This is a genomic window from Psychrobacter sp. NPDC078501 (assembly GCF_044900935.1).
Lineage (GTDB): Bacteria > Pseudomonadota > Gammaproteobacteria > Pseudomonadales > Moraxellaceae > Psychrobacter.
Map to the genome: position 1 here is coordinate 284,613 of NZ_JBJDOS010000002.1, position 12,952 is coordinate 297,564.

Annotated in this window: 10 protein-coding genes; 4 read left to right on the forward strand and 6 right to left on the reverse strand. The window is 43.0% G+C overall.

Annotated elements, in window-relative coordinates:
* Positions 1 to 206: 206 nt before the first annotated feature.
* The 4 genes from ACI2IW_RS04195 to ACI2IW_RS04210 all read left to right on the forward strand — a co-directional run bounded on the left by ACI2IW_RS04195 (position 207) and on the right by ACI2IW_RS04210 (position 7,106).
* Positions 207 to 1,484: a PQQ-dependent sugar dehydrogenase gene (locus ACI2IW_RS04195; RefSeq protein ID WP_404692747.1), complete on the forward strand. Its 1,278-nt coding sequence runs from the start codon at positions 207 to 209 to the stop codon at positions 1,482 to 1,484.
* A gap of 189 nt (positions 1,485 to 1,673) precedes the next feature.
* Positions 1,674 to 3,317 (forward strand): BCCT family transporter, encoded by a 1,644-nt coding sequence (locus tag ACI2IW_RS04200; protein WP_191113839.1) that lies wholly within the window; start codon positions 1,674 to 1,676, stop codon positions 3,315 to 3,317.
* 241 nt (positions 3,318 to 3,558) lie between these two features.
* Positions 3,559 to 5,211 carry a BCCT family transporter gene (locus ACI2IW_RS04205; protein ID WP_404692748.1) on the forward strand — a complete coding sequence of 551 codons (1,653 nt, stop codon included), beginning with the start codon at positions 3,559 to 3,561 and terminating at the stop codon, positions 5,209 to 5,211.
* A gap of 242 nt (positions 5,212 to 5,453) precedes the next feature.
* Entirely contained in the window at positions 5,454 to 7,106 is a 1,653-nt protein-coding gene (locus tag ACI2IW_RS04210) for a BCCT family transporter (protein WP_404692749.1), read from the forward strand.
* A 127-nt stretch (positions 7,107 to 7,233) separates the two neighbouring features.
* On the opposite strand, the gene ACI2IW_RS04215 is transcribed toward ACI2IW_RS04210, so the two are convergent.
* The 6 genes from ACI2IW_RS04215 to nudC all read right to left on the reverse strand — a co-directional run bounded on the left by ACI2IW_RS04215 (position 7,234) and on the right by nudC (position 12,770).
* Positions 7,234 to 7,482: a hypothetical protein gene (locus tag ACI2IW_RS04215; protein ID WP_404692750.1), complete on the reverse strand. Its 249-nt coding sequence runs from the start codon at positions 7,480 to 7,482 to the stop codon at positions 7,234 to 7,236.
* A 341-nt stretch (positions 7,483 to 7,823) separates the two neighbouring features.
* Positions 7,824 to 8,180 (reverse strand): DUF3144 domain-containing protein, encoded by a 357-nt coding sequence (locus ACI2IW_RS04220; RefSeq protein WP_102078350.1) that lies wholly within the window; start codon positions 8,178 to 8,180, stop codon positions 7,824 to 7,826.
* 76 nt (positions 8,181 to 8,256) lie between these two features.
* The gene (gene metK / locus ACI2IW_RS04225; RefSeq protein ID WP_057760687.1) at positions 8,257 to 9,423 is read right to left on the reverse strand and encodes a methionine adenosyltransferase; all 1,167 of its coding nucleotides are present in this window, start codon (positions 9,421 to 9,423) and stop codon (positions 8,257 to 8,259) included.
* A gap of 489 nt (positions 9,424 to 9,912) precedes the next feature.
* Entirely contained in the window at positions 9,913 to 10,608 is a 696-nt protein-coding gene (nth, locus tag ACI2IW_RS04230) for an endonuclease III (RefSeq protein WP_404692751.1), read from the reverse strand.
* Positions 10,609 to 10,728: 120 nt separating this feature from the next.
* Positions 10,729 to 11,574, reverse strand: coding sequence for an RnfABCDGE type electron transport complex subunit B (locus ACI2IW_RS04235; RefSeq protein WP_404692752.1), 846 nt, complete (start codon positions 11,572 to 11,574; stop codon positions 10,729 to 10,731).
* A gap of 257 nt (positions 11,575 to 11,831) precedes the next feature.
* Positions 11,832 to 12,770, reverse strand: coding sequence for an NAD(+) diphosphatase (gene nudC, locus ACI2IW_RS04240; protein ID WP_404692753.1), 939 nt, complete (start codon positions 12,768 to 12,770; stop codon positions 11,832 to 11,834).
* Positions 12,771 to 12,952 lie beyond the last annotated feature (182 nt).

Here is a 12,952-nt window from a genome sequence, read left to right on the forward strand (position 1 = left end):
CGTATTGGCTTTGATGTCTTTATGACCCAACTGTACGTTTAAAATAAACCCCTTATCTACAATCGTAGGTAAGGGGTTTTTATTTATAAGGAGCGTTTTACGTTACTGTTCTTTTACCATTTCAATATCTCTTAAGTCTCAGGACTATGCTATAACTAAATCAAAGACTAATAGTATCAGTATCAACTAAATGGAGAAACAGACCGATGACCGCCCATATTGAACGTATAAATATACCTTTAACTTCACCGCTAATCATTGCAGCATTGCTGTTTAGCACCGCCGCGTGCTCCAATCCTTCTACAGTAAGTTCTAGCAACAATAAAAGCACTGCAACAGAGTCTAAAGAAGTTTCCACTTCAGATAGCGATACTCAAACCGCCACAAAAAGCACCACACAAACAGATACTAGCAAGCCTGACTTTACTACCAAAGCAATCGCTACCTTTGATGAGCCTTGGGCTATGACAGCGTTACCCATTACAGATAGCAAAGCGCCAAAATTACTAGTAACACAAAAAACAGGTGAGCTATTTATCGTAGATACAGCGACGGGTAATAAGACCAAAATCGAAGGTGTGCCTACAGTCGCTTACGGTGGTCAAGGCGGCTTAGGAGACATCATCGTGTCGCCAGATTTTGCGACGTCCAATACCGTCTATCTTAGCTACGCAGAAGCAGGAACAGGAAGTGATAGCAATAAATTCGGTGCTAAAGTTATCAAAGCGACACTCTCAGGATTAGAGACAGCCACACCTACGTTGCAAGATATCACGCCTATCTGGCAACAGTCTCCGAAAGTCACAGGGCAGGGACATTATAGTCATCGCCTGCTGTTTTCGCCCGATGGCCGCTATCTATATATCAGCTCAGGCGAGCGTCAAGACAAAGACCCAGCACAAGACATGAATGGCAATCTGGGTAAGATAATACGGTTAAATCCTGATGGTAACACCCCGACAGACAATCCGTTTACTGATAATGAGTTGGCCAAACAATTTTGGACCATCGGACATCGCAATGTGCTTGGTATGGCATTTGATGATAGTGGACAGCTTTGGGCGCACGAAATGGGACCAAAGGGCGGGGATGAATTTAATATTATTGAGAAGGGTAACAATTATGGCTGGCCAGTGGTATCAAATGGACGCAATTATTCAGGTCTAGATATTCCTGACCATGATACAAAGCCAGAGTTTGCGGCACCCAAAATTACTTGGACACCTGTCATATCACCATCTGCTATGAGCATTTATGCGGCTGGTACTCATAATGACTTTCCTAGCTGGCAGGGTAATGCACTTATCAGTGGCTTGTCATCTAAAGCGCTTATCGTAGTGGGCATAAACGACGACAATACCACAGCTGAGCGTTACCGTTATGACATGGGTGAGCGTGTACGCAGTGTGCTAGCAGTGGACGGGCAAGTGTGGACACTTGAAGATGGTAATGATGCACAATTACTCAGATTATTGCCTAAATAACATCGAAACAATATTGAAACAGCATCAAATTAAGGACGTATTTACCTACCTGTATATTTAATTATTTTAATAAAACTATCCAATTCTGCTAGAGTAAATCAATAGTTTTATCAAGTTTTATTTTGTAATAGATTGATAGTTAAGACCTATTTTGTTAAGGTAACGTTCCTTGAAATTTGAGACTTGCACATGGAAGAAGTAAAAGTAGGCAGATTAGGACCTTTTCCGCGGGTAAGTAAACCTGTGTTTATTACATCATCACTGCTGATTGTTGGCTTTATTATTTTCGGTGCGTTTTTCACCGAAACAGCAGGGGCTGTTTTTAGTTTTTTACAAAATTTTATTACCGATAAGTTTGGTTGGCTATTCATTATTCTAGTTAATACCGCGCTCGCGCTTTGTATTTACTTGGCAATGAGTCGCTATGGTGACATTCGACTAGGCAACCAAACAGAACGACCGCAGTACAATCTGTTCTCTTGGATTGGTATGCTATTTTCTGCAGGTATTGGTATTGGTCTAGTTTATTGGGGTACAGCAGAGCCGTTGTATCACTTTATGGCACCACCAATGGGCGATGCAGAGACAGTAGAAGCCGCCAAGCAAGCGATGAATATCTCATTTATGCATTGGGGTCTACACGCTTGGGCGATTTATACGATTGTAGCGCTATCTTTAGCGTACTTCCATTTCCGTCGCGGCCTACCATTATCGATTCGATCTACTTTGTATCCTTTACTTGGTAAAAAGATCTATGGTCGTTGGGGACACACGGTCGATATCTTGGCTGTGTTTGGTACGATGTTTGGTGTGGTTACCTCGCTTGGACTTGGGGTTATGCAGATCAACTCTGGACTCGAAAAGCTGTTTGGTACGCCTAACAGTCTTACCGTACAGTTTGGCTTAATCGCTTTCATCACAGCGCTAGCGGCAGCTTCAGTCTTGATGGGTTTGGATAAAGGTATTAAGCGTTTAAGTGATATCAATATTGGTTTCACTATCGTCTTATTAGCGTTTATGGTCATCTTAGGACCAACGCTATTTATCTTTGATAGCTTTATCGAAAACATCGGCAACTATCTGACTGTGATTGTACCTCTAGGTACATGGGGTGAGTCTTATAGCGGTACAGATTGGCAAAGTAGTTGGACGATATTTTACTGGGCATGGTGGGTAAGTTGGGCACCATTCGTTGGTATCTTTATTGCCCGTATCTCTCGTGGCCGTACTATTCGTGAGTTTACGCTTGGTGTACTACTGATCCCAATGCTGATTTTGTTCTTCTGGTTTACCACCTTTGGCGGCGTTGCTGTTCATATGGAGCTTGCTTCTGCTGTGTCAGGTGTTAGTCCAGGATTGGTTGAAGCAGTACAAGCGGATTCTGGTAGCGCCATCTTTAAACTGGTTGAATACTACCCATTGGCAAAACCAATTACGCTACTGATTGTCGTCATGATTATGCTATGGTTTGTGACCTCATCAGATTCTGCTAGCTTTGTTATCGATATGTTGACTGCTGGTGGCGATACCAACCCACCGAAAATCCAACGCTTATTTTGGGCGACGACAGAAGGTGTTATCGCTGCTATTTTGCTAGCGGCTGGTGGACTGTCTGCTCTGCAGGCAGCAGCTATCGTAGCAGGACTACCGTTTGCCTTAGTAGTCTTTGTCATGATGTATGCGCTACTGCGTGGTTTGAGTCGTGATCGTCTGATTCTATACAGAGCGCAGCAAGGCTTTATTACAGATGAATCAGCAGACCATAACTCAGCGAATGAGTTCGTCGATGAGCATCTGCTAAAAGGGCCACCTAAGATTGTTAAAGGTGACTAAGAAGTAGATAGCATCAAGACAGCTATTTAAGATTTCGATAGAAGAAGCCCCAATTTATTTTTAAATTGGGGCTTTTTATTGGGTAAAGATATTTAAATTTATTCAGGAAAATTCAGTTTGTCGAAAGTTTATTGCTGCAATGTTACTACGATTTCTATACATTCGGCAGTATTTACATGGTGTTATATTTAGTGATTCGTTCATACCTTAGTATGATTACGCTTTTTTTGGGGATATACCTATGGATCATGTAAAAGTTGGCAGGTTAGGCCCTTTCCCGCGGGTAAGTAAACCTGTTTTTTTAACTTCAGCATTACTTATTATTACATTTATTATTCTTGGCGTTTTTTTTACTGAATCTGCCGGTACGTTGTTCAGTTTTTTACAAGGCTTTATTACCGATAAATTTGGTTGGTTTTTCATTATTCTCGTTAATGTGGCCTTAGGACTTTGTGTTTATTTGTCTATGAGTCGTTATGGCGATATTCGCCTTGGTGCTCAAACTGAGACACCACAGTACAGTCTATTTTCGTGGATCGGTATGCTGTTCTCTGCTGGTATCGGTATTGGACTTGTCTACTGGGGTACAGCAGAGCCCTTATATCACTTTATGGCACCGCCACTTGGTGAAAAAGAAACGATAGAAGCCGCCAAGCAGGCGATGAATATTACCTTCTTACATTGGGGCTTACATGCTTGGGCATTGTACGCGATTGTAGCGCTATCTTTAGCCTATTTCCATTTTCGCCGTGGCTTACCACTATCGATTCGCTCAACCCTTTATCCCATATTGGGTAAAAAGATATATGGCTCGTGGGGTCATGCCGTTGATATCTTAGCCGTATTCGGTACGATGTTTGGTGTGGTGACGTCACTCGGTCTTGGAGTGATGCAAATTAACTCAGGGCTTGAGAAGTTATTTGGTATTCCTAATACTCTCACAATACAAATCGCTCTGATTGCTTTTGTTACTGTTTTAGCCGCATGTTCTGTCATGATGGGCTTGGATAAGGGCATCAAGCGTCTAAGCGATGTGAACATTGGTCTAACGGCTATTCTGCTTGGTTTTATGGTCGTCTTAGGGCCGACGCTTTTCATTTTTGATAGCTTCCTAGAAAATATCGGCAACTATCTTTCAGTGGTTGTGCCATTAGGTCTGTGGGGGGAGTCTTATGAAGGTGAGGCAAACTGGCAGTCAGCATGGACGATATTTTATTGGGCATGGTGGGTAAGTTGGGCACCATTTGTCGGCGTGTTTATTGCTCGTATCAGCCGTGGCCGTACGATTAGAGAGTTCGTACTTGGGGTATCACTTATCCCTATGACCATATTGTTCTTTTGGTTTTCAACTTTCGGCGGTGTTGCTATCCATATGGAGCTGCTCGCTGCTATTGATCCAGCGTTGGTTAGTCCTGGACTGGTCGAGGCGGTACAAACAGATTTTGGTAGTGCCATTTTTAAATTGGTTGAGTACTATCCATTGGCGCAACCCATCACATTCATGATTGTGATTATGATTGTATTGTGGTTTGTGACCTCATCAGATTCAGCAAGTTTTGTCATTGATATGCTGACCGCAGGTGGTGATACCAATCCGCCAAAGATTCAACGTTTATTTTGGGCAAGCACTGAAGGCGTTATTGCTGCTGTTTTGTTAGCTGCTGGTGGATTGAGCGCGTTACAGGCAGCCGCTATCGTAGCAGGATTACCATTTGCCTTGGTTATATTTGCCATGATGTATGCGCTACTGCGTGGTTTGAGTCGCGATCGACTGATACTATATAGAGCGCAGCAGCACTATATTACTGAAGAGTCAGCAGATCACAACTCGGCAGATGAATTTGCTGATGAGCATCTACTAAAAGGGCCACCCAAGATTGTTAAAGGTGACTAAAAGCAGGTAAAAGTAAGACAGCTACTCAAGCTTTTAAAAGAAGAAGCCCCAATTTATTTTTAAGTTGGGGCTTCTTTATTGGGTGAAGATACTTAAATTTATTCAGGACAAATTCGGATTGTTGAAAATTATTACCGAAATGTTACTACCATTTCTATACATTCGGTAGTATTTACAAGGTGTTATATTTGATAATTCGTTCATACCTTGGTATGGTTACGCACTTTTTTGGGGATATACCTATGGATCATGTAAAAGTTGGCCGATTAGGCCCTTTTCCGCGGGTAAGTAAACCTGTATTTTTGACTTCAGCAATCTTGATACTGGCGTTCATTATTTTTGGCGCTTTATTCAACGAACAAGCAGAAGTAGTATTTAACCAAGCAAAAGCATTTGTCTCTTTGCGCTTCGGCTGGTTCTTTATTGTCGTGGTCAATTTAACATTGGTCATGAGTATATATATGATATTTAGCCGCTACGGCGATATCAGACTCGGTCATCAGAATGAAAGACCAGAGTACAATATGGTTTCGTGGATTGGCATGTTGTTTTCAGCCGGTATCGGTATTGGGCTGCTTTATTGGGGCACCGCTGAACCGCTGTATCACTTCATGGCACCACCATTAGGCGAGGCGGAGACAGTTGCCGCTGCTAAGCAAGCGATGAACATCTCGTTCCTACATTATGGTCTACATGTATGGGCGCTATATGGCATGGTCGCGCTATCGCTTGCTTATTTTCATTATCGAGTAGGTCTGCCATTGGCTATCCGTTCGACACTTTACCCAATATTGGGTAAAAAGATCTACGGCGGTTGGGGACATACGGTAGATACGCTTGCCGTATTTGGTACGATGTTTGGGGTAGTGACCACGTTAGGTCTTGGCGTCTTACAGATTAACTCAGGCCTTGAGACGTTATTTGGTATACCCAATAATATTACGGTGCAGATTATTTTGATTGGCCTTATCACCATGCTAGCAGGGTTATCTCTGTTTATGGGATTGGATAAAGGCATCAAGCGTCTAAGTGATACCAATATATTGTTCACTGTGATATTGCTAAGTTTTGTGATTATCTTTGGGCCTACGCAGTTTATTTTTAATAGCTTCGTAGAAAACATCGGTAATTATTTGCACCAAATCGTGCCGTTAGGTCTATGGACAGAGTCTTATAGAGGCGAAGAAAACTGGCAAGCTTCTTGGACGATTTTCTATTGGGCATGGTGGATCAGTTGGTCACCATTTGTTGGGGTATTTGTTGCACGTATCTCTCGTGGCCGTACCATCCGTGAGTTTATATTAGGGGTACTATTAATTCCTATCACGATACTTTTCTTGTGGTTTACTGCTTTTGGTGGTTCTGCAGTAAATATGGAGTTGGTGGCAGCAGCAGACCCTAACATAGTTAGCCCAGGTCTGATCGAAGCGGTCAAAGCCGATACAGGTAGCGCTATCTTTAAATTGATGGAGTCTTACCCATTAACGGGTGCGGTCAACTTGCTCATCGTGGTGATGATTGTCCTATGGTTTGTTACCTCATCGGATTCAGCCAGTTTTGTCATCGACATGCTGACATCAGGTGGTGATACCAATCCACCAAAGATCCAGCGCTTATTTTGGGCAGGTTCTGAAGGTGTTATCGCTGCTGTATTATTGGCAGCAGGTGGTTTGAGTGCACTACAAGCGGCATCGATTGTCTCAGGATTTCCTTTTGCTATTGTGATCGTCGTGATGATGTATGCTCTATTGCGCGGTCTCAGTCGAGATCGTTTGATACTGTATCGTAATCAGCAATGGTTCACCACAGAAGAGTCGGCAGAGCACAACTCGGCCAATGAATTCCGTGATGAAGAGTTACTAAAAGGCCCACCAGCACTTGAGAAAGATGCTTAAACTTTAGATTTTATTTCTTAGCTACAAAAATACCCAGCTTATATAGGCTGGGTATTTTTATGGATGTTCAATATTTTTAATACAGCAGATTTCAGTACAGTAGATCTCGATACAACCATTTTATAGATTAGCTACATTCGCCTTTTGTGTAACTAACGGCTTCAGGGATATTACAGGCTGAGCAGGCATTACTAGCCGTTCGGTAGCTAACAACTGATCCAACTTTCGTCTTTACACAGACGGGTTCATATTGTGCCGTACAGATATTGTTGGCAGGATTAGCGGGTGGACATTGAGTAAGAGCATCTTCAAACTGCTGACTGATATCAGGGCTGGATGGGGTAGGTGTTTGACCAGACGTGCCTACATCAGACATAGAGCTACAGCCCGTCAAAGCTAGAACTAATATCAATATAAGTGATGATGGTTTGAACGAAGATTGATTAATTTTGGAAAATCGACAATTGGATAGAGTTTGTTTCATAAGAAATGTCCTTATTAATAATATTCGATAGCGTCCTGTTATCGCTGATGGATTTGCCTATTGAGGCTAAACGCTTAAGTATTTATGGTAGCTCATTTATCAATAGCTATCCACTTAAACACCATACAAAAAACCCCAAGCTCAATTAAGCTTGGGGTTTTGTTTTCTGCCATCAAATATTGATACTACGACAGCATGTCTAAATGAAAGACATCTAGACTGACGACATTCGCTTATTCAGCTGGTTTGTCATCTTGGTTTAGCTGCACATACTTGTCAAAGTTTTGAGCATAATCAGTTAAATTATCGCTTAGCATTTGGCGATACTGTTTGACATAAAACTCGACGATATCGTCTTTTTCTTTAGCGAAATCATCACCTTTGACGAAGCCGATAGAGGCAACTGACGCGCTATAGCGTGCTGCAGCATACAATAAAGAAGCACCTACTTGACCTGAATGTGCTTCAGGACCTAGCTGGCTGTTGGCGATACCGATGATAGCGTCAGCACGTTGATAGAATGCCTGCATTTCAGGGGTAATTTCGATGTTAGCATCAGCGTTTTGGTCTTGAATATTGTCTTGAGACATAAGCAACTCCTAATAATAAGTGTCAGTAGTTTTTAGTATATAAAAATGGTTGGCAAACGTTTTAAAGTAATGACTCTTATAAACCAGCGTCTGCTTTTAAGATATCAGCTTTGTCTGTTTTTTCCCACGTAAAGGCAGTCTCTGAGCCTGGACGACCAAAGTGTCCAAAGGTAGCGGTCTGCTGATACATTGGCTGTAGTAAGTTCAACATACGGGTAATGCCGTAAGGGCGTAGGTCAAAGTGAGTACGAATCAAGCGAATGATCTCATCGTTGCTGATTTTGCTAGTACCAAAGGTATTGACAGAGATAGAAGTCGGCTCAGCGACACCAATTGCATAGCTGACTTGTACTTCACAGCGCTCAGCAAGACCTGCTGCTACGATGTTTTTGGCCACATAACGTACCGCGTAAGCAGCACTGCGATCCACTTTTGAAGGATCTTTACCACTGAACGCACCGCCACCATGACGTGCCATACCGCCGTAAGTATCAACGATAATTTTACGACCAGTCAGACCAGCATCACCGACAGGACCGCCAATCACAAATTTGCCAGTTGGATTGATATGATAGCGTGTGCCAGCGTGCAACAAGTCAGCTGGGAGCACTTGCTTGATGATAGATTCCATCACGGCTTCTTGTAGGTCTGACTGCGAGATGCTTGGATCATGCTGTGTTGATAATACAACAGCATCGATGGCGACAGGGCGATTGCCGTCATACTTCAAGGTTACCTGCGCTTTGGCATCTGGACGCAACCATGGCAACTCGCCTGCACGGCGCAGCTCCGACTGACGCTCCATCAAACGATGAGCATACTCGATAGGCGCTGGCATCAGGACTTCGGTTTCATTACTGGCATAACCAAACATTAAACCTTGGTCGCCTGCACCTTGCTCTTCAGGGTCGCTACGATCGACGCCTTGGGCGATTTCAGGAGATTGCTTGCCTAGCATGTTGATGACTGCACAAGTCTCGCCATCAAAGCCTAAATCTGAATGATGATAGCCAATGCCATTTACAGTGTCACGAACCAGACGCTCTAAATCGATATTTGCCGTTGTAGTGATTTCACCTGCAAGTATGACTGCGCCTGTTTTTACTAAGGTTTCGCATGCCACACGTGCGTGCAGGTCTTCACGTAAGATAGCGTCAAGGATAGCATCTGAGATTTGGTCAGCCATTTTGTCAGGATGGCCTTCGCTCACAGATTCTGAGGTAAATAAGTTGTATTCACGCATAATGGGATCGCTTAATTGAATCAATAAGGGTAGGAAAAGCAGCACATCTGGGTGCTGCTCTAATTAATTTTGACCACGCATTTACGCGGCAGATAATCGGTATTTCTCAATTTAAAATCGGTTTTGACTAAAATCTTTGCTAATAAATATGACCAAAGGGTGAGCTGACTATCATTCAATCAATATATAAAATGATACTGCCTCGCTCTAATATGGTCTTGTCGGTAACGAGTTGGGTCATTACTTGCCCTAATAGACAACGCTAATGTGCAGATTGCCTTATCAGAAGCAGAGTAATAGCCAAAATCTCTTAACGCAAAATAGGGTTATTCTACCTTGAAACGTTATAAAACTCTAGTGAGCAACACTTGCTCTACTATAAGAAATGCTCAACAAGCAATTCATTGCAATCAAAGGTGGTTACTGGATAGCGATTTATTTAGCTGAGTGATTAGCTAGCAGCAGTATCTGCTTAAAATGAACAATACGTTACAACTCTAAAAATGCAGCTTTATCTTTGAACATGCATTCTTCATAAACAGGACAGGCGCCGCATTTGGGTGTACGAGCCTGACAGGTATAGCGGCCGTGTAAGATAAGGTAATGATGGGCGTCTACGATGAAGTCTTCTGGGATGCGCTCGACCAGCTTTTTTTCGACGACGAGTACGGTTTTGCCAGTGGCAAGCCCAGTACGATTGCCCACGCGGAAGATATGCGTGTCAACGGCCATGGTCGGCTGGCCAAAGGCCGTATTCAACACGACATTGGCAGTTTTACGGCCCACGCCTGCCAGTGACTCTAAGTCTTTGCGGTTATCAGGAACAGTGCTATCAAATTTCTCAATCAAATCACGGCAAGTTTTGATGACGTTTTTTGCTTTGGCATTATATAAACCAATGTTTTTGATATAGGATTTTAGACCGTCTTCGCCTAGTGCCAGTATTGCTTCAGGCGTGTTAGCTATTGGGTACAATTGCTTGGTAGCAATATTGACACTGACATCAGTTGCTTGTGCGGACAAAATTACCGCGATAAGTAACTCAAAATTACTGTCATAATTAAGTTCGGTGACAGGCTCATCAATAGTCGCTGCCAGTTTTTCAAAGAATGGACGCACGTTACGATTGGGCATTCGTCTAGAGGGCGGCGTGTCAGCTGTTTTATGTTTGACCGTTTTACTCATGGCATTTTGACTATTATTTTGATGAATGGTGGTGCCAAATTATATGCTAGCGCTAGCATTCATGTTAATGATTAAAGTATCAATTTATTAACGAATGAATTGCATAGTCAGCTATTACCATTATAGCGCTACTTGCAATGGCTCAAGCTCGGCTTGTAAGGATTCGAGTTCTGCTTGTTTCTTATCGTTTGCGCGCACACTCAGTTGTTTTTCTAGTTTTTTGATTTTGGTACGGAGCTTGGCTGCTGTAATGGTATTCTTTGCTTGTGACTCACTGATATTTAGAGACTGGCTTGCTGCATTATTGAGCTTAGCCTCTACCATACTAACGACAGGTCTACTATTGCTCGTATCGGCAAGCTGTTCTGTGACACGTTTCAAATGAGTGTGGTAGCGTTGTCTTAGATCCTCTTGCTCTGCTATGCGCTCAGGCTCAGATATTTCCCGCTCAATCGTGACTAAGTCGATGCAATCAACAGGGCAGGGCGCGATACATAGCTCACAGCCCGTGCACAAATCTGTAAAAATCGTATGCATATGCTTGCCAGTACCAACGATAGCATCGACTGGGCAAGCAGGAATACATTTGGTGCAGCCGATACAGTCATCTTCACGGATAACCGCACGAACCTCGGTCGGACGTTCGGAAGTGGCATCTATGGGCCACTGTGAAGGCACTGCCATAAGCGTAGTGTTAGGAGTGTCTATATCGAGAGTCTGAGCAATCGCGTCCGTGACGGGTTGACCACCGGGCACACATTTATTGTACGGCTCGCCATCTAATACAATCGCAGCGGCATATGGCAGGCAACCATCTGGATGCTCACATAGTCCGCATTGCGTCTGTGGCAAACAAGCATCCACACGTGCAATTTTTGCCTGTATGTCAGCGGGCAAGGTATCAATGTGTAATGCATCGAATAAGATAGGTAGATTGACTAAGCGTATATTGGTGCTACTTTGCATTTAATTAAGGACCTTAATACCAGTCGTAAGAATAGGTATTAGTATAAATAGAGATAAAGTATTGAGAAAGCGGTCTTTGTAAAACAGTGTCTATAAGAGCATCTGCTCTGTCAGCGTTTTACTGCTCAGGTTAGCGTGTTACTTATTAAAAAATAAAGTTTAAAGTAAAACGCTTATCACAGGAGCAGCGATTTTAAAGATATGAGATTGAAAATACAATACTATAGCGTAATGTGGTGTTTATAGATAAGGACTGATTATAAATCTATATTTTGTTCTTTAGCCACTTGGTCAATCAAATCGCGAGCGATACTACCCTTTGGTGGGATTCTAGGTAGATTTGAAAGATCAAAGAAATCAGCATGAGCTAGCTCATCTTCTTGCAAGATAATATCGCCACTGGCATACGAGGCTCGAAAACCAAGCATTAAGTTAGAGGGAAATGGCCATGGCTGACTGCTCACATAGCGGATATCTGTTACGCTGATATTGACCTCTTCTGCTACTTCACGTACTACTGCATGCTCCAGACTCTCTCCAACTTCTACAAACCCTGCGATCAAACCATACATTGGCGGCAGGTTCTGCTGTCCATGACGATGATGGTGAGCCAGTAAGATTTGCATCTCACCTGTCACTGGGTTTGGCCGAGTAATAGCGGTGATGACGCACGGTTGCACGCGAGGGTATTGGCGCAATCGACATATTGGACAAACCATGGCACGTTCGCCTTGGTTAGCATGTACGGTAGGGCTAGCACAGCGACTACAAAACTGTGTATCTGCTTGCCAGCTTAATAGTTGTATTGCCTGACTAATCTGATCTGATAAAGCGACTGGCAAATGAGTCATTAGTTTTCGATAAGGAACAAAAGTGTTACCACTGCTTTCAGCAATAATTGGTAGCGTCACGTTATGAGCAACTGCATAGTCATAAGTCATGGCACTCGTCGCTTGAGCGGTAAAGCTATGAGCCATATTGGCATCAACCGTATCATCTGCATGGTTGCCAGTGCTATCGTCTGATAACCAATGATTTGGTGCTAGGCTTTCGTGCAGCGTTACGTGACCAACCTGATAAGCTTGCTCGCTTAAGTCATTACTGTCGGGCGATAGCTGAACTTGCAAAGGCCACCAACCATCTGGCATTTGACGGCATAAGATACTGTCATCACTTAATACAAAAGCATGGGCCATATAAAATTCCAAACATTATAAAGTAAGTCCGCATCGACGTAGACACAGACTGTCTTAGAGTAAAATATCAATAATTCTATGTAACCGGATACCCAGATATCCATATATGTTGTCAGGCTGGTTCAGCCTAATGACCAGGCTAGTTCAACCTAATGACTGTAGCGCTTTCACATGCCTGACTT